18 protein-coding genes are annotated in these 19,749 nt (G+C 71.8%); 9 read left to right on the plus strand and 9 right to left on the minus strand.

From position 1 onward, the window contains the following. Positions 1 to 32: 32 nt before the first annotated feature. The 4 genes from ABZ842_RS29980 to ABZ842_RS29995 are packed head-to-tail and all read right to left on the minus strand — an operon-like array spanning position 33 to position 3,491. On the minus strand, positions 33 to 1,079 hold the full coding sequence (locus tag ABZ842_RS29980; RefSeq protein ID WP_361543707.1) for a nitronate monooxygenase: 1,047 nt from the start codon (positions 1,077 to 1,079) through the stop codon (positions 33 to 35). Between the two features lie 11 nt (positions 1,080 to 1,090). Next, positions 1,091 to 1,873 carry a CoA-transferase gene (locus tag ABZ842_RS29985; protein ID WP_361543568.1) on the minus strand — a complete coding sequence of 261 codons (783 nt, stop codon included), beginning with the start codon at positions 1,871 to 1,873 and terminating at the stop codon, positions 1,091 to 1,093. Beyond that, positions 1,870 to 2,709, minus strand: a complete 840-nt coding sequence (locus ABZ842_RS29990; protein WP_361543571.1) for a CoA-transferase — start codon at positions 2,707 to 2,709, stop codon at positions 1,870 to 1,872. The genes ABZ842_RS29985 and ABZ842_RS29990 overlap by 4 nt, the downstream gene beginning before the upstream one ends. After that, positions 2,706 to 3,491, minus strand: coding sequence for an enoyl-CoA hydratase family protein (locus ABZ842_RS29995; protein WP_361543574.1), 786 nt, complete (start codon positions 3,489 to 3,491; stop codon positions 2,706 to 2,708). Before ABZ842_RS29995 ends, ABZ842_RS29990 begins: the two co-directional genes overlap by 4 nt. A gap of 56 nt (positions 3,492 to 3,547) precedes the next feature. On the opposite strand from ABZ842_RS29995, the gene ABZ842_RS30000 reads away from it, so the two are divergent. After that, the gene (locus ABZ842_RS30000; protein ID WP_361543577.1) at positions 3,548 to 4,318 is read left to right on the plus strand and encodes an SDR family oxidoreductase; all 771 of its coding nucleotides are present in this window, start codon (positions 3,548 to 3,550) and stop codon (positions 4,316 to 4,318) included. Between the two features lies 1 nt (position 4,319). Further along, positions 4,320 to 5,204 carry an SDR family oxidoreductase gene (locus tag ABZ842_RS30005; RefSeq protein WP_361543580.1) on the plus strand — a complete coding sequence of 295 codons (885 nt, stop codon included), beginning with the start codon at positions 4,320 to 4,322 and terminating at the stop codon, positions 5,202 to 5,204. 51 nt (positions 5,205 to 5,255) lie between these two features. On the opposite strand, the gene ABZ842_RS30010 is transcribed toward ABZ842_RS30005, so the two are convergent. Both ABZ842_RS30010 and ABZ842_RS30015 read right to left on the minus strand, forming a co-directional pair. Beyond that, entirely contained in the window at positions 5,256 to 5,600 is a 345-nt protein-coding gene (locus ABZ842_RS30010; protein WP_361543583.1) for a hypothetical protein, read from the minus strand. Between the two features lie 109 nt (positions 5,601 to 5,709). After that, positions 5,710 to 6,615, minus strand: a complete 906-nt coding sequence (locus ABZ842_RS30015; RefSeq protein WP_361543586.1) for an NADP-dependent oxidoreductase — start codon at positions 6,613 to 6,615, stop codon at positions 5,710 to 5,712. 127 nt (positions 6,616 to 6,742) lie between these two features. On the opposite strand from ABZ842_RS30015, the gene ABZ842_RS30020 reads away from it, so the two are divergent. Together ABZ842_RS30020 and ABZ842_RS30025 are read left to right on the plus strand one after the other, a co-directional pair. After that, positions 6,743 to 7,108 (plus strand): MerR family transcriptional regulator, encoded by a 366-nt coding sequence (locus ABZ842_RS30020; RefSeq protein WP_361543589.1) that lies wholly within the window; start codon positions 6,743 to 6,745, stop codon positions 7,106 to 7,108. 126 nt (positions 7,109 to 7,234) lie between these two features. Continuing rightward, positions 7,235 to 10,258 carry an NACHT domain-containing protein gene (locus tag ABZ842_RS30025; protein WP_361543592.1) on the plus strand — a complete coding sequence of 1,008 codons (3,024 nt, stop codon included), beginning with the start codon at positions 7,235 to 7,237 and terminating at the stop codon, positions 10,256 to 10,258. Here ABZ842_RS30025 and ABZ842_RS30030 read toward each other — a convergent pair. Continuing rightward, entirely contained in the window at positions 10,235 to 10,828 is a 594-nt protein-coding gene (locus tag ABZ842_RS30030) for a GNAT family N-acetyltransferase (protein ID WP_361543595.1), read from the minus strand. The genes ABZ842_RS30025 and ABZ842_RS30030 overlap by 24 nt on opposite strands. 188 nt (positions 10,829 to 11,016) lie before the next feature. Here ABZ842_RS30030 and ABZ842_RS30035 point away from each other — a divergent pair, with 188 nt between their 5' ends. The 3 genes from ABZ842_RS30035 to ABZ842_RS30045 all read left to right on the plus strand — a co-directional run bounded on the left by ABZ842_RS30035 (position 11,017) and on the right by ABZ842_RS30045 (position 12,461). Beyond that, complete coding sequence (locus ABZ842_RS30035; protein WP_361543598.1) at positions 11,017 to 11,523, plus strand: hypothetical protein; 507 nt, start codon at positions 11,017 to 11,019, stop codon at positions 11,521 to 11,523. A 121-nt stretch (positions 11,524 to 11,644) separates the two neighbouring features. Beyond that, a complete protein-coding gene (locus tag ABZ842_RS30040) occupies positions 11,645 to 12,037 on the plus strand; it encodes a ribonuclease domain-containing protein (protein WP_361543601.1) in 393 nt (130 codons plus the stop codon). Between the two features lie 34 nt (positions 12,038 to 12,071). Continuing rightward, positions 12,072 to 12,461 (plus strand): barstar family protein, encoded by a 390-nt coding sequence (locus tag ABZ842_RS30045; RefSeq protein ID WP_361543604.1) that lies wholly within the window; start codon positions 12,072 to 12,074, stop codon positions 12,459 to 12,461. A 17-nt stretch (positions 12,462 to 12,478) separates the two neighbouring features. Here the strand turns inward: ABZ842_RS30045 and ABZ842_RS30050 are convergent, their stop codons facing one another. Next, entirely contained in the window at positions 12,479 to 13,981 is a 1,503-nt protein-coding gene (locus ABZ842_RS30050; protein WP_361543607.1) for an ankyrin repeat domain-containing protein, read from the minus strand. 23 nt (positions 13,982 to 14,004) lie between these two features. Further along, complete coding sequence (locus tag ABZ842_RS30055) at positions 14,005 to 15,201, minus strand: hypothetical protein (RefSeq protein ID WP_361543610.1); 1,197 nt, start codon at positions 15,199 to 15,201, stop codon at positions 14,005 to 14,007. Between the two features lie 354 nt (positions 15,202 to 15,555). Between ABZ842_RS30055 and ABZ842_RS30060 the strand changes: the two genes are divergently transcribed. Beyond that, positions 15,556 to 16,308, plus strand: coding sequence for a serine protease (locus ABZ842_RS30060; RefSeq protein WP_361543613.1), 753 nt, complete (start codon positions 15,556 to 15,558; stop codon positions 16,306 to 16,308). A 289-nt stretch (positions 16,309 to 16,597) separates the two neighbouring features. Next, positions 16,598 to 19,714: an endo-alpha-N-acetylgalactosaminidase family protein gene (locus ABZ842_RS30065; protein ID WP_361543616.1), complete on the plus strand. Its 3,117-nt coding sequence runs from the start codon at positions 16,598 to 16,600 to the stop codon at positions 19,712 to 19,714. Positions 19,715 to 19,749 lie beyond the last annotated feature (35 nt).

Genomic DNA, 19,749 nt, shown 5'->3' on the forward strand with positions numbered 1-19,749 from the left:
GAGCCCCGTACGCCGCACTGGTCGTACGGGGCTCAGCGCGCGCCCAGCCCGCGTAGGACCGCGTCCGCGTCGCGTACCACCCGGTCCACCAGCTCCGCGCAGCTCGGCAGGTCGTCCAGCACGCCCGCGACCTGGCCCGACGCCAGTACGCCCAGATCCGTACGGCCGTCGACCATCGCCGCGCGCAGCAGCATCGGGGTGTTGGCGGCCAACAGGACCTGGCTCCAGGTCAGTTCCTTGCCGTGCTTCAGCGCGAGGCCGTCGCGGACCATCGAGCGCCACGTCAGGCCGGACAGTTTTCGGAACGCCGCCGCGTGGCGTAGGGCCAGTGCCAGCGAGCGGGCGCGGCCGTGGCGTTCCAGGGCGGCCACCAAATCCGTACGCAGCATCCGGTGCGGGAGGCCGTCCACCGCGCGCGTGACGGTCACGTCGTTGACCGTCGCCGCCAGATAGCGCGCCTTCACCGCGGCCGGGACGGTGGAGTCGGAGGTCAGCAGGAAGCGGGTGCCCATCGCGACGCCCGCCGCGCCCAGCGCGAGCGCGGCCACCAGGCCGCGGCCGTCGTGGAAGCCGCCGGCCGCGACGACGGGGATGTCGACCGCGTCGACGACCTGCGGGACCAGCACGGTCGTGGCGACCGCGCCCGTATGGCCGCCGCCCTCGCCGCCCTGCACCAGCACCGCGTCCGCGCCCCACGCGGCGACCTTCTCCGCGTGGCGGCGGGCGCCGACCGACGGGATCACGACCACGCCCGCGTCCTTGAGTTCGGCGATCAGGTCGCGGGACGGCGCGAGGGCGAAGGAGGCGACGCGTACGCCCTCGTCGACGATGATCCGTACCCGCTCGCGCGCGTCCGCCGCGTCGGCGCGCAGGTTGACGCCGAAGGGGGCGTCGGTGCGGGCGGCGACCTCGCGCACCGCGTGCCGTAGCTCGTCGACGGTCATGGTCGCGGAGGCGAGGATGCCGAGGGCGCCCGCGTTCGCCGTCGCCGAGACGAGGCGGGGGCCGGCGACCCAGCCCATGCCGGTCTGCACGACGGGGTGGCGTACGCCGGTGAGCCGGGTCAGGGCCGTCTCGATCACGGCGTCCGTCATCCGGCCTTCACCTCGCGCTCGCGCAGGCCGTCCGGGTCGATCACCTCGCGGATCAGCCGTAGTTCCTCGGGGGTCGGCTGACGTGTCGACGGTACGTCCCCGTCGTCGTCCGGTACGGCCAGTTCGAAGCCGGTGGCGGCGCGTACGTCCGCCACCGTCACGCCGGGGTGCACGGACACCAGCCGCATCGTGCGGTCCGGGGTCGCGAAGTCGAAGACGCCGAGGTCGGAGACGACGCGGGGGATGCGGTGGAAGCGCGTCGCACTCGGCCCGGCCGCGGCGGCGCGGTCGTAACCCACTCCGCAGACGACGTCCACCTCCGGGACGAAGACGCGGGGCGAGTGCTTGGGGACCCAGTAGCTGACGGGGTTGTTGAGGGTGTTGACGGGGGCGCCGCGCATTCCGAGGAGTTGGCGGGTCGGGCGGGCGAAGTCGGGGCCGATGGCGGAGATGTTCTGGTTGCCGTGGCGGTCGAGCTGGCTCGCGCCCATCATCACGTGGCGGCGCCCGCCGGTGACCATCGCGAGGTGGCGGCGGTACGGAAGCCAGCCCTCCACCGCGCCGTCGAGGCCGACGAGCAGCGCTTCGCCGTCGGTGAGGAGGAGGTCGGGGGAGAAGGTGCGCTTCGCGAGGCGGGCGCCGACGGACGGGATCAGGCCCATGGGGCTGGCGAGCACTTCGCCGTCGTCGCGCCATGCATCGGCGCAGGCGACGACGCAGTACTCGGCGCGGGTCACGGTCGCGGTCGCGGGCGTAGTGGTGCGGGTGTGGGTGCTCATCGGGACTCCTCCTGCCAGCGGGCGACCGCGGCTTGGTACGCCTTCTCGTCGCCGTCGAGGAAGCGCGCCGCGAACTCGTCCCAGGGCGTGGCGGCGTACGCCTTCTGGAACGCCTCGTCGCGCCCGTAGTCGGGGGCGCAGGAGGTGAAGTGCGCGCCGTTCGGGGTCTCCACCACGCCCGTGACCGAGTGCCGGGAGACGAGGAGGGACTGGGGCGGGACGTCCGCGAACGTGTCAACCAGCGCTTCGCAGCAGACGTACGCAGTGTCCGCGGCTTCGCAGAACAGGTCGTCGAAGTACGGGTCGGGGCCCAGGTAGCAGGCGTTGCCGAGCCGGTCGGCGCGGTTGAGGTGGACGAACGCGGCGTCCATGCGCAGCGCGGGCACGGCGACGAACTCCTCCCCGTCCTCGTACGGCGAAGTCACCGTCCGCAGCTCCGGGTTGAGCCGCAGCACGTCCGAGCCGATGCCGGCGCGCACCGGCAGGAACGGCAGCCGGTTCGCGGCGGCGTGCAGGCCCCACATGAACATCGCCTCGTCGATCTCGGTGACGGGGAAGTCGCCGCGCTGGCGGGCGGCGCGGTAGTGGGGTTCGAGGGGGATGGAGTCGAGCGTCACGAAGGCGGTGACCAGGCGGCGGATGCGGCCGGCGGAGGCGAGGAGGCCGATGTCCGGGCCGCCGTACGACACCACGGTGAGATCGGTGATCTCGGAGCGGAGCACTGCTCTCACGAGGGCCATCGGCTTGCGGCGCGAGCCCCAGCCGCCGATGCCGATGGTCATTCCGCTGCGCAGCCGCCCGACGACGTCGTCGAGTGACATGACCTTGTCGCTCATGCGCCTCCGCTCCTCTCGGGGGTGGTGGGGCCGTCGGGGCTGGTTGGCCTTCCGAAGGTGGCGCGGACCCGGTCCGCGACCCCGCTGAGGCTGGCCTCGTAGGTGAAGCCCTGCTCGAAGCGGTAGCTGCGGCGGACGTCCACCGGGTCGATGCCGTTGATCGCGGCCTTCGCGAGCCGCAGCAGCGTGCCGTCCTTGCGGGCGATCTCCCGCGCCAACTCCAGTGCTGTCGCGTCGAGTTCTGCGCGCGGCACTACCCGCCACACCGAGCCGTGGCCGTGCAGCTCCTGCGCGCTCACGGTCCGGGAGGTGAAGTACAGCGCGCGCATCAGGTGTTGGGGCACCAGCCGGGACAGGTGCGTGGCCGCGCCGAGCGCGCCCCGGTCCAACTCCGGCAGCCCGAACGTCGCGTCGTCGGCGGCGACGATCACGTCCGCGTTGCCGACGAGGCCGATGCCGCCGCCGAGGCAGTGGCCGGCGACCGCGGCGACCACCGGGACCTCGCACTCGTACACCGCGGCGAACGCCTCCGCGCAGCCGCGGTTGACGTCGATCAGTGCGGAGTTGTCCGCGGCGCCCTGGAGTTCCTTGATGTCGACGCCCGCGTTGAAGCCGCGGCCGGCGGCGGCGAGGACGACGCAGCGGACGTCCGGGTCCCGGCCGGCGGCGCGGACCGCGTCGGCCAGGTCGTACCAGCCCTGGACGGGAAGCGCGTTGACGGGCGGACGGTCGACCGTGACCGTCCGCACCCCCTTCGTCTCGTTCGTGGTGGAGACACCCATCACAGGATCAGCTACCTTTCCACCAAACATTTGTTAGGTGAGGAAGGTAGCAGCGGATGGAGCTGGACGGGAGGGTCGCGGTCGTCACCGGCGGCACGCGCGGCGTCGGCGCGGGCATCGCACGGTCCTTCCGGCGGGCCGGGGCGGTGGTGGTGGTCTGCGCCCGCCGCCCACCCGAAGTCGCCATCGGTGGAGTGGAGTTCGTACCACTGGACCTACGGGACCCGGACGCCGTCTTCGACTTCTTCGCGGACGTCGCCGCGCGGTACGGACGGCTGGACGTGCTGGTCAACAACGCGGGCGGGACGCCGCACCGGGCGCTGGCCGACGCCCCTGCCGCCCGGCACGTACGGGTGCTGGAACTCAACCTCACCGCGCCGCTGACCGCGTCCCTCGCGGCGTACGAGCACCTGCGGGCCGCCCGCGGCTCGATCGTGATGATCGGCAGCGTCAGCGCGGACCGCGCATCGCCCGGCTCGGCGGCGTACGGCGCGGCGAAGGCGGGGCTGGCGAACCTGGCGCGTTCCATGGCGGTGGAGTGGGCGCCCGAAGTGCGGGTCAACACGGTCGTGCCCGGCATGGTCCGTACCGAACTGTCCCATCTGCACTACGGCGACGCGGCCGGCGTCGCCGCGGTCGGCGCGACCGTGCCGCTGGGGCGGCTCGCGGAGCCGTCCGACGTCGGCGAAGCTGCGGTCTTCCTCGCGTCGGCGCGGGCGGCGTACGTCAGCGGCGCGTCGCTGCACGTCCACGGCGGGGGAGAGCGTCCGGCGTTCCTCGCCGCGGCTGCTTCTTCCGACTTCGGCTCCGACTCCGGGAAGGCTTGAGATGACGGGACGACTGTGCGACGGCCGGGTCGTGGTGATCACCGGCGCGGGGCGGGGACTCGGGCGGGCGCACGCGCTCGCCTTCGCCGCGGAGGGCGCTCGGCTGGTCGTGAACGACCTGGGTGCCGGCCTCGACGGCGCGGGCACGTCCCGCGGCCCCGCGGCCGACGTCGTCGCGGAGATCCGCGCGGCGGGCGGCGAAGCGGTGCCGCACGGCGGCGACGTCGCGACGAGCGACGGCGCTTCCTCGCTCGTCGCCACCGCGCTGGAGACGTACGGCCGGCTGGACGCGTTGGTCAACAACGCGGGCTTCGTACGGGACCGGATGCTCGTCAACCTGGAGGAGGACGACTGGGACGCCGTCGTACGCGTACACCTCAAGGGCCACTTCCTGCCGCTGAAGCACGCTGCGGCGCACTGGCGCAGCGAGGCGAAGGCGGGGCGGCCGGTGGCGGCGCGGGTCGTGAACACGACGTCGGGCGCGGGCCTGTTGGGCAGCGTCGGCCAGGCGAATTACGCGGCGGCGAAGGCGGGCGTCGTCGCGCTGACGCTCGTCGCGGCGGCGGAGCTGGCCCGCTACGGCGTCCAGGCGAACGCCGTCGCCCCCGCGGCCCGCACGAGGATGACGGAGGAGGTCTTCGCCGACCTCACCGCACTGCCGGAAGACGTGTCACCGCTGGTGGTGTGGCTGGGCTCGGAGTCGAGCGGGGGTGTGACGGGCCGCGTCTTCGAGTCGGAGGCGGGCCGGCTGACGGTCATGGAGGGCTGGCACCCCGGCCCGACGAGCACGTCCTCTGTCCGCCGGACACCGTCGGAGACGGGGGAGGCGGTGCGGAAGCTGCTGGCGGTGTCTGAGCCTCCGCGGCCGGTGTACGGGGCGGGGTGAGGTTTGCGGCTTGCTGCGGGGCGGGGCGGGAAGGTCTGATGGCCCGGTCCGTCAGCGGGCTTCGAGCTCTTCGGCTTGCTGCGTGAGTTCCGTCGCGATGTCGTCCCATTCCGGACCGTGTAGCCAAAGGTTCTGCGCGGCCTCCCGCAGAAGCGCTGGCTGGTCCGGCTTCTGCAGCAGCACGAGCCGGTAGGCGAGGTTGCGAATCCGCACCGGGAGCTGGCCGTCGACCACGTTCGGGCAGAGCTCCCGCAGCATCGAGAGAATCGCATCCGCATCAGCGAAGGTCAGCTCTTCGATGAAGTTGTGCTCGTGGTGATCTCGACCGCATGCCGGTGTCAAACGGTACTCATCTCCGTAGAGGCACCGGGCGTGCTCGGTCAGCGTGCTGTGCATGCGCTGGAGCCTACGACGTCATGATCCGCCGGACAGAACCTAGCCGTGTGGTGCTGAAGGTCCCCACCGCAGCCGTCCCGACACGTGCAGGGGCGTGTAGCGGCGCAGGTCAGAGCGAGATGATCAGCTTGCCTCGCGTACGGCCGCGTTCGGCGTGGGTGTGGGCCTGGGCGGTTTGTTCAAGTGGGTAGACCCGTTCGACGCGGGGGCGGTAGGCGCCCCGGTCGCCCAGCTCGGCCGCTTCCGCCAGCAGTGCGGAGTCGTTCGACGCATTCACCAGGCGCACACCGAAGCGGTGGGCGTTCGCGTAGTCCGCGATCGTCGAGACGCGTGCGGCGTTGCCGACGATCGCGACGAGATCGGGGAGGGAGCCGGACGCCGCGGTGTCGAGTGCGACGTCGACGCCGCCCGGCGCCAGCGTCGCGACGCGGGCCGCGAGGCCGGGGCCGTACGTCGTCGGGACGGCTCCGAGGGAGGCGAGGAAGGCGTGGTTGCGCTCGCTCGCCGTGCCGATCACCGTTGCGCCGCGGGCCGCCGCGAACTCGACCGCCGCACTGCCCACACCGCCCGCGGCGCCCTCGACCAGGAGGGTGCGGCCCGCCAGCGGGCCGAGTGCGTTCAGGCCGCCCAGCGCGGTCACGGACGCCAGGCCGGCGCCGGCGGCCTCTTCGTCGGTCCAGGTGGCGGGCGCGGGGGCCCAGGCCGAGAGGACGGCCAGCTCCGCCGTCGCGCCGGTGACGCCGCCCAGGCCGAAGACGCGGTCGCCGATGCGTACGCCCTGCACGCCCGCGCCGAGCTCGTCGACCACGCCGACGGCGTCCCGCCCGGGGATCGCGGGCAGGTCCACGGGGAGCACGTCGCGCACCGCGCCGGAACGCACCTTCCAGTCGACGGGGTTGACGCTGGCCGCCGCCACGCGGATGCGGATCTCGCCGGATCCCGGATGCGGATCGGGCGCCGGCTCGACCACCAGGTTCTCCACGCCGCCGTACTCGTGATAGCGGGCTGCGCGCATGACGTACTACCTTTCCGCAGGTCAGTGAAGGCGAATGCTCGGCGGGTGCCGACGACCACTACGCTAAAACCTGACGCCAACGTGAGGTGCAAGTCGGGCGGCCGGCCGCCCGGGCGAAGGAGGACCCGTGCGCATCGGAGAGGTCGCCGAGAAGGCGGGAGTGAGCGTCCGGGCGCTGCGCTACTACGAGGAGCAGGACCTGCTCCACGCGCGCCGCAGCCCCGGCGGTCAGCGGCACTACCCCGACAGCGCGGTCAGCCGGGTTCGCCTGATCCAGCAGCTGTACGCGGCAGGGCTACCGAGCAGGGTGGTCCGCCAGGTGCTGCCGTGCGTGGACTCGGGCGAGCCGGCCCCCAAGCTGCTGGACCAACTTGAGGCCGAGCGCGTCCGCGTCGACGAGCGGATCACGGACCTGCTCGCCGTACGGGACCGGCTCGACGACGTGATCGCGGTGACGCGGGATCCCGACGCGGTGTGCTCGTACGGGCGGTGACGCGCGGGGACGCGCGCGCGGCGACGCCTGCTGCGCGGTGGGCGCACTGGCCGGATCTTGCTCACCGTTGGTGTGCATAAAGCCGTCTCGCGTCCATGCGGGATTCGGCTCCGGCATCCTGTGGCGATGACTCGACTCTCCCAGCACCAGCAGCGACGGTGGGTGCGACTGGGCCTCTTAGTGCTGTGCGCGCTGGTGTCGGCGGCACTCGGCTGGGTGTTGCTGGGATCCAAGGAGAAGTTGGGAGCCGAGCAACTCGTCGCCTGGGCGGGACTGTTCGTGGCCCTGGCCTCTCTGGCAGTGGCCGCGGCTCAGCTCTTCCCGCCGCTCCCTCCGCCGGCCGACGTGGCGCAGCTCGCGGACGACCTGGAGGCGTCGGTGCGCAGGCAATGGGAGGAAGAGGTCACCGCCCGCAGTCTGCGCCTTCCGCGCGTGATCCCGCTGTCCTGGTCCGCCACCAGCCGACCGGTGGCTGCGCGGCCCGAGGAGACGCACGGAGGCACCATCGACACCCCGGTGCTCCGGCTGTCGCTGAACGGCCGGCTGGAAGGCAACTTCGACCAAGCCGCCCGGCAACTGGCCCAGGGCTACCGCCGCGTGCCCTCAGGCCGACTCGTGATCCTGGGCGAACCCGGTGCGGGCAAGACGGTACTGGCCACCATGCTGACTCTGGGGCTGCTGGCCGAACGCGAACCGGGAACGCCGGTACCCGTGCTGCTCACGCTGTCCGACTGGGTCCCCGTGAACGAATCGCTCAACGACTGGATCGAGCGCACCCTGGGCACCGCCTACTACGGCGGGCGGACCGACATTCCCAGGCTGCTGCTGCGGGGCCAGCGCCTGTTACTGATCCTGGACGGCCTGGACGAGATGCCCGAGACATGGCGTCGCAAGGCCGTAGAAGCGATCAACGGTTCCTGTGGTGACGGTACCGGGGTCGTACTGACCTGCCGCTCGGCCGAGTACCAGGACGTCATCGAGAGGGGCTCGCCCGTCCTGAGGCGCGCACCGGTGGTGGAGGTGGCGCCGGTTTCGGTCGCGGACGCCGTGGCGTACCTGAGCGACATCAGCTGGCCCGCCGGCGTCGAATGGGAGCCGGTGTACGAGCATCTGCGGGCGCTCCCCGACAGCTCGACGTCGGTCGCCCTGTCCACCCCGTTGACCCTCACCCTGACCCGCACCGTGTACAGCAACTGCGACCGCGACCCGAGTGAACTCCTGGAGTTCGACAGCACGCACGCGGTGGAGGACCACCTCCTCGACCACGTCGTCACCGCTGCGTACGCCCCGGCGCCGGGCAGCGGCGGGCAGGGGAACGCGGATGACTGGCGCCAGCGCGCGAAACAGGCCGAGGCGTACCTGACGTATCTGGCGACCTACCTCGAAGAGCACCGCGAACGCGACCTCGTCTGGTGGAAGATGAGCCGACGCCTGTTGTCCCGGCTCACCGGCTTGGCCCTGGGAATCGGCGTCGGCCTGCTCGTGATGTTCACCATGATCGGCGGAATGTCCTTCATGGATGAGGAGTCCCAGAGCCGGGACGACCCCATGGTTTCGATCATGACCGGCCTCGGCTGCGCGGTTCTGGCTGTGATCGTCTGGTACGCGACACCGGGAGATTCGCCCGGAAGGCTGTCTCTGAGGCGGCAAGGGTCCCTGGGACGGCTGGGAAAGGGATTCGCTTCAGGTCTGCGTCTGGGGGCCATCCTGGTCGTCCCCGTCTGCGCCGCGGGAGTCGTCGTCTTCATGATCCTGGGCGAGCGGACCGAGATGGATTTCGGCCTGTACGTCATCGTGTCGGCGGGAGGGTGCGGGATCGCCCTCGCGATCAGCCTGGCCCTGGCCGTCCACGCCTGGCTCGATGCATCGCCGGAACATTCCAAAGAGGCTAGCCCTTCGGGCCTCCTGCGTCAGGACCGCGCATCGTCACTGATCGGGGCCCTGGTATCCGGAACGATTCTCGGAGTCGTCGTCACACCGCTGGCCATCCTCTGCTGGGCAGTCGCGTACATCGTCTTTTCCGAACTCACGTACGGCCCTGTTGCTCCCTCGGGTGCTGCTTTCATCGCCGAGACATTCCGCACCAACACCGTATACAGTTCAAAAACTGCCGTCGCCATGACCGGGGTGCTACCCGCAGTGGTTTTCGCATTGCTTGTCCTGCTTGTTAGGGCGTGGCCGAGGTTTCTCCTGCTCCGCCTGATCCTCGCAGTCCAGGGAAGGCTGCCCTGGACTTTCATGCGTTTCCTTTCGGATGCGCGGGACCGGCAATTGCTGCGGCAGTCGGCGGGTGCGTACCAGTTCCGGCACATCCGTCTGCAGGAGCGGCTTGCCGGTCGGGCGTTGGCTCAGGACAGGGCGCTCCCCGCTGCCGCCCGGACCGACCGCCGTACGATCCAGGCGGTCGCTGCCGCCGTTCTCCTTCTGGTCGGTGCGCTTGCTGTACGCGAAAATGCCGCTGATGATTTCCGGCCCGGCTTCATGAAAACGGGTGAAGTTGTGCTCATGGCCTACGATACAAAGCCCAACACGCTCATTACGGTCAGTAGGCGCGGAGAGATGGCGTGGTGGAACACGAGAACCGGGCACAAGGTCAGGGGTGATGTGAAGGTTTCGGATGAAACCATCTGGCGTGACGGCCGCGAGCGAGGTTTCACGGGATTCGATCTCCTTGCGGAGGGGATCTTGGTTCGCGAAGCATATCGGCGGGATGAATTTAGCAGAGAAGAGCGAGTGCGTGAACGTCTGTTTCGATGGCGAGAAGGGAAATGGAGCTCGCCCAAGGAGTTTCGAGATCGGGATTTTCCGGCAGCTATCGGGAATGATCGCCGTTACGAGCTTCATGTTCAGTTAACGGATCGTGAAGAGCTGATTCGATTGGACACGAAAACCAAGGAGCGGAAGTCATGCGTGCGTGGCGGGGGTGAGGGGCCTGCTGATTATTGGCGAATTAGCGGAAATGGTGCGCGTGTGGCTGCGGTCACGGATGAAGATGCTGTCGCCGTAGGTGGTTTCGAAGACTGCGCGAAGCTCGACGAATTGTGGTTCGGCTTCGATTCCATCAGATCCATTGCGCTCAGTGCTGACGGAAGTGAGCTGGCGGTAAACGCCGGCGGCGTCACTCGGCTACGTCCCCTTGGCGCGCCGTGAGCCCGCTCTGAAACCCTTGTCGTCCTTGCCGCGGCCCGGCGCTCGTGGTGGCGGGCGGAGGGCGAAGGACTGTTCCGCTTCGTACGCCACGAAGCGCTGTTCCTCCTCGAAGCCCAGCCTCGACGCGAGCCGCATCGACGCGGCGTTCGCCGTCTGTGTCGCCAGGACCACCGGCTCGCCCGGGAGCGTCGTGGCGAACCAGGCGAGGGCCGCCTCACACGCCTCCGTGGCGTAGCCACGGCCCCACGCCGACGGCAGGAACAGATAGCCCAGTTCGACCCGGCCCTCCGCCTGGGGGAGGTGGCCCGAGTCGCGGGTGAGGAGGACCTGGCCGATCATCGCTCCGTCGAGGTCGACCACGAACAGGCCGGGGCGGCGGCCCGGCACCGCGGGCATGTCGCGCTCCAGCGCTTCGCGCGGCTGCGGGCCGCCGAGGTAGGCGTTCACCTCGGGGGAGGAGAACAGGCCGACGAACGCCGCACGGTCCCGCGCCTCCGACTCGCGGAGCACCAGCCGTTCCGTCGTGATGGGGGCGGGTGGCCAAGCGGCGGAGGGGCAGAGTTCGGTCATGCCGGCCAGCCAAACAGCAAGCGGGCGAACCGATCAACCCGCCGGCGCGGGGACGGTCGGTTAGCTGCTGGGCCGGGGAGTCAGTCTCACGGAGGACGTTTGACTCGCCCAGAGGCGGAGCCGGGCCAGGTGCGCGCCCTTCCCGTGGGCGACGTGGAGCCGGCGGGTCCACGGCCAGCATGGGTGCCATGACGACAGCACCCCCCGCTGCTTGCTCCGTTACGGCCCCCGCGCCCCCCTGGGCGCGCCGCGCCGCCCACGCCATCGCCCTGTGCGCCGTCCCCTCCGGACTGTGGCGCCTCGCCATGGCCTCGGGCGTCTACGTCGGGTACAGCGATCAGGTCCTGCGTGACGTCTTCGACATCCCGGGGTGGGGCATCGCGTACGTCGTGGGATTGGCCGTCATCAGCGAGCTGGCCGCCCTGTTCCCCCTGCTGCTGGTCAGCGAACGGTGGCAGCCGCTACGGCCCTCGACCCTCGCCCGGCTGGCCTGGACCGCCTCCGCCGTCCTGGTCGTGGGGGCGCTGTGGCAGGTCGTGGTCGCCTTCACCGTCGAGAGCCAGACGGACTTCGCGAGCGGTGCCGCGCAGACCGTGTGGGCCTTGGCCTTCGCCCCGCTGTTCGCGATTCCGGCCCTGATGACCGCGGTGACCTGGTCCTACGCGAAGCGACACCGGGTGCGAGCCCACGCGTGATCCCGGTGCGGCTGTTCGAGCGGGTCCGGGACGTCCCGTGTGCGCCCGTCGGGTGAACGTCCGGCGAACACACCGGACATGGGGTTGATGCGTGCATGCCCACCGGGGCCATCATGGGCCCATGCGCATCCCCCACCGCATCGCAACCCTCGGCGCGGCCATCGCCGCCGCACTCCTCGTCACCACCGCGACCGCCACCCCCACGTCCGCGTCCACGTCCATCGCCGGATTCGGCGAGATCTGCTACTCCGCCCTGCCGCCCGAAGCCCACACCACCCTTCGGCTCATCGAGTCCGACGGGCCCTTCCCGTACCCGCAGGACGGAGGGGTGTTCCAGAACCGGGAGGGGCTGTTGCCGCAGCAGCCCAGCGCGTACTACCACGAGTACACCGTCAAGACGCCGGGCGCGAGCAACCGCGGGACCCGGCGCATCGTCACCGGGGAGCAGCACCAGGAGGACTACTACACCCGGGACCACTACGCGTCGTTCGACCTGGTCGACCACGGCTGCTAGCCACGACCGTCAGCCGCGGCTGTAAACAGGGACCATGACGACGACGTACGTGATCGACGGCTCGACCATCGCCGGCCTGCCCGACTTCTGGCGGGCGGTCGGCGAGGCCGTCAACGGGCCCGGCGGATACTTCGGCAGCAACTTCGACGCCTTCGCCGACTGCCTCAGCGGCGGCTACGGCACCCCCGATGGTGACGACGACGTCGTCTTCGAGTGGCGGGACCACGAGCGTTCCCGCGCCGCCCTGGGGCACCAGGAGACCGCCCGCTACCTGGAACAGAAGCTGCGCCGGGCCCATCCCTCCAACCACCCCGTGATCCGTGAAGAGTTGGCGCACGCCGAGGCCGGGGACGGGCCCACGCTCTTCGACCGGCTGGTGGAGGCGATCGAGCGCCGCTACCCGGGCGGGGTGCGCCTGCGCTGAAGGAACCGCCTGCGGAGCTAACGGCAGCGCGGCGCCGTCGAGTCCAGGCGGCGGCGCGCCGTCTCGTCCGTGACGGCGTCCGCCGCCGCGCGCGCCGCTTCGTACGCCGCACCGTCCGGGGTGCCGTCCGAGAGCAGCCGTACCAACGCCGGCACGGCGCGCGGATCCTGACGGTGAGCCAGCCCGCCCGCGGCCCGCGCCGCCGTCGCCGGGTCCGGGTCGTCGAGCCGGGCGGCCAGGGCCTCGCGCACCTCCGGGGTGTCCGCCGGCAACTGCGCGAGCGCCTTCGTGGCCCCGTCCCGTACGCCGCCGTCCGCGTCCGCGCTCAGGCCCACCAGCGCGGCGATCCCCTCGTCGTGGTCGACGGGGACGACGGCGAGGGCCCGGGCGACCTGGCTGCGGACGGCGGGGGACGGGTGGGCCGCGTGCCGCAGGAGCTCCGGGAGCGCCGCCGCGTCGGCCCGTTCGCCCAGCGCCGCCACCGCCGCCTCGATCAGTACGGGCTCACGCGCCTCCTGCGCCACCGCACGCAACACCTCCACCGCGCGCCCCGACAGCGCGCCGTCCGGACCGCCCAGCCGGGCCAGTACGTCCGCGCCGAAGGCCCGCCGCAGCGGATCGGTGCTCGCGCACCACGCCTGCGCCGCCTGGAACGTCTCCTCGTCGCCGCGCGCCCACAGCGCCGACACCTGCTCCGTCCAGTTGTCCCGGGCACGGCCGCCGCAGCGCAGCGCCCGGTCGGCCAACTGCGCGTAGGGCGTACGGATCCCGAGGGCGGACTCCAACAGCGTCACGACCGCCGGGTGCCCGGTCTGCGACTCGCGACCGCCGATCACGCGCCCGTCCCGCAGCACCTCGACGACGACGGTGACCCCGCCCTCCTCGGAGATGCGTCGGGTGACCGTCCCGGACACCTCGTCCCAGGTGTCGAGGAGCGCGTTGCGCACCTCCTGCGCCACGTCGCGTTCCAGCCACGGCCGGGCCTCCGCGAGGGCCGTGGAGAGGTTCGCCCGCTGGGCCGCGGCGCCGTGGTCGAGCAGGGCGCGTACGGTCCGGGGCGAGCCCCTGCGCGCGGCCACCACCAACGGGGGCTCGCCGTTCGGGCCCGGCAGGTCGGGGTCCGCGCCGGCCTCCAGCAGGACCCGTGCGGTCGTCGCGTAACCCTGCTGGACCGCCCAGGTCAGCGCGCGGAAGCCCATCGACTCGGCGGTGTCGGGGCGGGCGCCGGCGGCCAACAGCGCCCGGACGACTTGCGCGTGGCCGCCGACGGCCGCGCCGCACAGCGGGAGGTCGCCGCCGTCGTCGCCGCTGGGGCGCTCAGGATCGGCGCCGGCCGCCAGCAACAGGCGTACCGCGCCGAGGTCGTTGTGGAGGGCGGCCACGTACAGCGCGGTCTGTCCCTCTTCGTCGGTCGCGTCGGCCGGCACGCCGGCCCGCAGCGCACGCACCACCCCGTCGGCGTCACCTTCGTGAACGGCCGCGAACAGCGCCTCCGGTCCCAAATCCGCATTACCTCGCATCGCCCGAGCGTACGGAAGATCGTTCACGTGTCGCATTCGAGAATCGTCCGGCAAAGTCCGCAGCGGGCCCGCACCCGGCCGCGGACGGGGACCCGGATGCGCTGGTGGCAGGTGGGGCAGGGGAAGGAGACCCGCAGACCGTCGGGGCCGTGCTCGAAGGCGTACCCCGCGCCACCGCCGCCACGGCCACTGCCGGTGTTTGAGTTGCTGCCGGGGACCGTGCTCGTGCCGCCGCTGGTGGCGTACGCCGGCCGCGGGCCCTCGGGGGACTCGCGCGCGTGGCGGCGGTCCTTGGCGTAGCGGTGGCGGCCGGTCCACCCCGCCGTCGTCAACGGCGGCTGCTGGGCGTCGCGCAGCGCGTGCGCGCGGCCCTTGCGGTACGCGGTGTAGCCCTGCGGCGAGGTGAACCACGGCGACGGGTCCTCGTCGAAGGCCAGGGCGCGCTTCGCGAGGACGTAGCCGAACTCCTCCGGGGTGAGGTAGCCGAGCTTCTGGCTGGTGAGGGCGTCCTCGCGGAAGGCGTCCAGCAGCAGCCAGCCGGCGCCGAGGTAGGTGGTCACGGTGTCGGTGAGGATCTCGTTGGCGCCGGTGTCGGGGAAGGAGAGGCCGAGCCGGTGCAGCAGGACGTGGGTGACCTCGTGGGCGAGGGCCGCGCCGATGTCCCTGCGGTGGGTGCGGAAGCGGTCGTTCAGCTCGATGAAGTACTCCGGGCCCTCCGTCAGTTCCACGCTGGCCGCGTGGTCCATGGGGCAGAAGCTCACGATCATCCGGGCGTCGGGCAGGCGCAGGTGGCGCACGAGTGCGCGGGCGACCCGCTGGGCGCCCAGGTGAAGGTCGTCGACGTCGGAGAACGCGACGTCGGCGGGGAGGACGCTCAGGGCGTACGCCTGGAGGGCGTCGGGCGCGAGCGTGCGGTGCAGGGCGGTGATGGCGGCGCGGACGGTGTCGAGGTGCGGGAAGCCGTGCGCGACGGCGCCGGCGGTGCCGGCGACCTTGGCGGTGGTCGCCGTACTGGCGGTGGTCGCGGTGGTCGCGGTGCTTGTGGTGCTCGTGGTGGTCGCGGCGGTCGCGCCCGTGGGTCCGGCGGCACTCTTGGTTCCGGCAGCGCTCTTCGTACCGGCGGTGCTCGCGGTCTCGGCCGTGTCCATGGTGCGGGCTCTACCGATGGTTTCGGCCGTACCCGTGACGTCGGCCGTACTCGTCGTCCCGGCCGTGCTCATGGCTCCGGGCGTACCTGCGCCCCTGGTCGTGCCGATGGTTTCGGCCGCTGCGGCGGCGCTTCCGCGCCCGGCGGTCCCCCTGTCGTTCGCCACCACGTTCCGTACCCCCTGTACGACGGTCGGCCCGCAATCCACTGTACGGGGACGGCGTCCGTCGGCACGTCGAGCCGCTCCCCGGACCCGGCGCACCTCCGGGGCATGGCCGAAAACCGCGCCTTGTGGCGTACGTCGCGCACTCTCCATAATCCGGATCACGTCTTGTCGGGCCCATGACAGATGCACCCTTCATCTGGCATGAGCACGTCAGTCACACACCGACCCCCCACGAAGGGCAGAGCCTTGAAGCTCCTCACCATGTTCAAGAGAGTCGCCGCAGCCGGCGCCGTCGTGCTCGCCGCCGTCAGCCTCCAGCCCACGGCCGCCTTCGCCGCCCCGCCGCCGGTCGTCGGCGGCACCCGCGCCGCGCAGGGCGAGTTCCCCTTCATGGTCCGGCTCTCGATGGGCTGCGGCGGCTCCCTGCTGACCCAGCAGATCGTGCTGACCGCCGCGCACTGCGTCAGCGGCTCCGGCAACAACACCAGCATCACCGCCACCGCCGGTGTCGTGGACCTCCAGAGCAGCAGCGCCATCAAGGTCCGCTCGACCAAGGTCCTCCAGGCCCCCGGCTACAACGGCACCGGCAAGGACTGGGCGCTGATCAAGCTCGCCCAGCCGATCAACCTGCCGACGCTGAAGATCGCGGAGACCGCGGAGTACAACAGCGGCAACTTCACCGTCGCCGGCTGGGGCGCGGCCCGCGAGGGCGGCGCGCAGCAGCGGTACCTGCTGAAGGCCACGGTGCCGTTCGTCTCCGACGCCACGTGCCGGCAGGCGTACCCGGGCCTGGTCAACAACGAGGAGATCTGCGCCGGGCTGCCGCAGGGCGGCGTCGACACCTGCCAGGGCGACTCCGGCGGCCCCATGTTCCGCCGGGACAACGCCAACGCCTGGATCCAGGTCGGCATAGTGAGCTGGGGTCAGGGCTGCGCCCGCCCCAACTACCCGGGCGTGTACACCGAGGTGTCCAACTTCGCCGCCCAGATCAAGTCGGCCGCGGCGAGCCTGTAGCCCCGCGGCACCAGTAGGAGCAGCAGCTTCTTAGCGGCGACGCGAATCCCCTGCGGGCAGGCGCGTGGACTTCGGGTCCATGCGCCTGCCCCTCGCCGCAAGCCGCACAAGCCGTACAAGGCGCACAAGCCGTACAAGGCGCACAAGCCCCGCAGGCCCCGCAGGCCCCGCAGGCCCCGTGCGTACAGCGCCACTTGAAAGACTTGAAGGACTTGAAAGTTCGGCACGTCCCAGGCGTTTGACCGCCCGACGAGGACCACGAGTACGACGAGTACGAGGAGAACCCCGCGTGCACCACGACCCCACCGCCGAAACGGGCTCGGACGCGGGGCGCCCCCGGCGCCGTACCGTCGTCGCGTCGGCCGCACTCGCCGCCGCCGGCGCCACCGGGCTCGTCACCGCCGCCCCCGGCAGCGCCCAGGCCGCCCCGTACGCCCGCACCACCGCCCCCACCACCGTGCTGCGCTCGCGCGAGCTGGAGGTGGTCGTCGACAGCCGCTTCCCGCGGATCGTGTCGTACGCGGACCGCGGCACCGGCGCCGTCCTGCACGGCCTGGACGAGACCGTCGCCTCTCTCACGATCGACTCCGTGGCCCGCACCCCCGGCTCCGTCACCGCCCGGGCGCGCGCCGACCGGATCGCGTACACCCTCGCCTTCGGGCCGACCGAGATCGACGTGGAGATACGGGTCGACGGCTGGCGGGTCCACTGGCGCGTGACGCGCCTCGCCGACACCCCCGACCTGCGCGTGGGCACGCTCCAGGCGCACCCGCTGCTCGCCGTCCGCAGCGACCAGCCCGGCGCCGTGCTGTACGCCGCGCGCATCCACCTCGACAAGGCAGGCAGCGGCGACACCCTCGTCACGCTGACCCCCGACACCCCGGCCGAGCCGGCGCCGACCGGCTGCGCGTACGCCGTCGTCGCCCACGACCGGCTCGGCGCCGCCGTCGAGACCAACGCCGTCTACGACAAGCCGACCTCCGCCGCCGGCACGACCTGGGAGAACGGCCGGCTGTGGCGGCAGACCGTGGAACGCGACGGGCACCGCACCGCCCGCCTCGGCCCCGGCCAGTGGACGCACCGCGCGGCCGGTGCCGACGTCGACGAGGTCGAACCCCTCCCGTACGCCACGGTCATCGTCACCCGCGACCGCAACGGCGACGGCGTCGTCGACTGGCAGGACGCGGCGATCGCCTTCCGGGACGTCATGGTCGAACCCCTCGGCGCCGACGAACAGCACCTCAGGGTCGTCCCGCACATCCCCTTCAACTTCGCCTCCCAGGCCACCAACCCCTTCCTCGCCACCCTCGACGAGGTCAAGCGGATCTCGCTGGCGACCGACGGACTGCGGCAGTACACCCTGCTCAAGGGCTACCAGTCCGAAGGCCACGACTCCGCGCACCCCGACTACGCGGGCAACCACAACAAGCGCGCCGGCGGGCTCGCCGACCTCAACGCGCTGGTGCGCGAAGGCCGCACCTGGGGCAGCGACTTCGGCGTCCACGTCAACGTCACCGAGTCGTACCCCGTCGCCAACGCCTTCTCCGAAACCCTCGTCGACAAGAGGAACGAGCAATGGGACTGGCTCGACCAGTCCTACCGGATCGACCAGCGCCGCGACCTGACCTCCGGCGACGTCGTGCGCCGCTTCGCCGATCTGCGCGCCGAGACCGACCCCGCGCTGAACATGCTCTACATCGACGTCTTCCGGGAGTCCGGCTGGACCTCGGACCGGCTGCAGCGCGCCCTGCGCGACCAGGGCTGGCTGATCACCACCGAGTGGGGCCACGGCCTGGAGCGCTCCGCGCTGTGGGCCCACTGGGCGACCGAGACCGACTACGGCCCCGACACCTCCCGCGGCATCAACTCGAAGCTGATCCGCTTCATCCGCAACCACCAGAAGGACGTCTTCGCCGACAAGTGGCCCACCCTGCTCGGCATCCCGCGCACCGGGAACTACGAAGGCTGGGTCGGCAAGATCGACTGGACCGTCTTCCACCGGCAGATCTGGACCGAGTCGCTGCCCGCGAAGTACCTCCAGGCCCGCCCGATCAAGCGGTGGACGGACCACGAGATCACCTTCTTCGGCCCCGAGGCCACGGCCGTGTCCGACGCCGACGGCACCCGCCGGATCGTCACCGACGGCCGCACCGTCTACGACGACGGCACCTATCTGCTGCCGTGGGAGCCGCGCGACGCCACCGACCCGGCGAAGCTGTACCACTACAACCCGGCCGGCGGGACGACGAACTGGCGACTGCCGCGCGGCTGGGTCGGCCGCAGCCGCCCGGCGCTGTACCGCCTCACCGACCAGGGCCGGGTGCACGTGCGGGACCTGAAGGTGCGGGGCGGGGGAGAGATCGCGATCGATGCCGAGCCGGGACAGCCGTACGTCGTCCACCGCACCCGGGTGCCCGCGCCGCGCGCGCCGCGCTACGGCCAGGGCACCGCGCTGAAGGACCCCGGCTTCCACTCCGGCACCCTGGACGCCTGGGCCGTCACCGGCGCCGCGGCCGTCGTCGTCACCGCGTTCGGCGACCGCGAACTGAACGTGCCGCCCGGGCCCGCCGCGGCGGTCGCCCAACGGCTGACCCGCCTCGCGCCCGGTACGTACGCCGCGTCCGTCCAGGTCGAGGTGGGGGAGCGGGCCGGCCAGCGCCGTCGGGCGAGCCTGGAGGTCCGCACCGCCGACGGCGTCACCGCCGCGAACTGGACGGACGTCTCCACCGCGACCAACTACGTCGCCGCCGACCGCAAGCACGGCACCCGCTTCCAACGGATGTTCACCCGCTTCACCGTCCCCGAAGGCGGCGGCCCCGTCACCCTCACCCTGCGCGCCGGCGCCGGCGGGGCCCGCGTCCGCTTCGACAACGTCCGCGTCGTCGCCGCCACCACCGCCTCTTCGCGGCCCGGTGTCGTGGCCCACGAGGACTTCGAGCACGTGCCCCAGGGGTGGGGCGTCTTCGTCAAGGGCGACGCCGGCGGCGCGACCGACCCCCGCACCCACATCGCGCAGCGTCACGCGCCGTACACCCAGCGCGGCTGGAACGGCAAGATCATCGACGACGTCGTCGACGGCACCGAATCCCTCAAGTCCCGCGGCGAGAACCAGGGGCTGGTGTACCGGACCGTGCAGCACACCGTCCGCTTCGTCGCCGGCCGCCGCTACCGGGTCGCCTTCCGGTACGAGAACGAGAAGGCGGAGCAGTACGCGTGGGTGACCGGCGTCGACGACCGCGAGCTGACCCGGGTGCCGCTGCCGGTGGCGACCGCGCCGACGACGTACGCGTACGAATTCACCGCCCCCGAGGGCGGCGAGACGTGGGTGGGGCTGCGCAAGACCGGGGCGGACGGGAAGGCCGAGTTCGTCCTCGACGCCTTCGAGGTGCGGGAGGCTGCGGAGTAGGGGAGGAGTAGTGGCGGTGTCGGACCCGTCCCAGA

This window comes from Streptomyces sp. NPDC047315 (assembly GCF_040643215.1).
Lineage (GTDB): Bacteria > Actinomycetota > Actinomycetes > Streptomycetales > Streptomycetaceae > Streptomyces.

Excerpts from the sequence above, each read along its gene's own strand:
- ABZ842_RS30045 (WP_361543604.1), top strand. The coding sequence starts at position 12,072 with ATGACGACGACGTACGTGATCGACGGCTCGACCATCGCCGGCCTGCCC.
- ABZ842_RS30025 (WP_361543592.1), top strand. The coding sequence starts at position 7,235 with ATGACTCGACTCTCCCAGCACCAGCAGCGACGGTGGGTGCGACTGGGC.
- ABZ842_RS30050 (WP_361543607.1), bottom strand. The coding sequence starts at position 13,981 with ATGCGAGGTAATGCGGATTTGGGACCGGAGGCGCTGTTCGCGGCCGTT.
- ABZ842_RS30005 (WP_361543580.1), top strand. The coding sequence starts at position 4,320 with ATGACGGGACGACTGTGCGACGGCCGGGTCGTGGTGATCACCGGCGCG.
- ABZ842_RS29985 (WP_361543568.1), bottom strand. The coding sequence starts at position 1,873 with ATGAGCACCCACACCCGCACCACTACGCCCGCGACCGCGACCGTGACC.
- ABZ842_RS30060 (WP_361543613.1), top strand. The coding sequence starts at position 15,556 with ATGTTCAAGAGAGTCGCCGCAGCCGGCGCCGTCGTGCTCGCCGCCGTC.
- ABZ842_RS30030 (WP_361543595.1), bottom strand. The coding sequence starts at position 10,828 with ATGACCGAACTCTGCCCCTCCGCCGCTTGGCCACCCGCCCCCATCACG.
- ABZ842_RS30010 (WP_361543583.1), bottom strand. The coding sequence starts at position 5,600 with ATGCACAGCACGCTGACCGAGCACGCCCGGTGCCTCTACGGAGATGAG.
- ABZ842_RS29990 (WP_361543571.1), bottom strand. The coding sequence starts at position 2,709 with ATGAGCGACAAGGTCATGTCACTCGACGACGTCGTCGGGCGGCTGCGC.
- ABZ842_RS30040 (WP_361543601.1), top strand. The coding sequence starts at position 11,645 with ATGCGCATCCCCCACCGCATCGCAACCCTCGGCGCGGCCATCGCCGCC.
- ABZ842_RS29995 (WP_361543574.1), bottom strand. The coding sequence starts at position 3,491 with ATGGGTGTCTCCACCACGAACGAGACGAAGGGGGTGCGGACGGTCACG.
- ABZ842_RS30055 (WP_361543610.1), bottom strand. The coding sequence starts at position 15,201 with ATGAGCACGGCCGGGACGACGAGTACGGCCGACGTCACGGGTACGGCC.
- ABZ842_RS30015 (WP_361543586.1), bottom strand. The coding sequence starts at position 6,615 with ATGCGCGCAGCCCGCTATCACGAGTACGGCGGCGTGGAGAACCTGGTG.
- ABZ842_RS30000 (WP_361543577.1), top strand. The coding sequence starts at position 3,548 with ATGGAGCTGGACGGGAGGGTCGCGGTCGTCACCGGCGGCACGCGCGGC.
- ABZ842_RS30035 (WP_361543598.1), top strand. The coding sequence starts at position 11,017 with ATGACGACAGCACCCCCCGCTGCTTGCTCCGTTACGGCCCCCGCGCCC.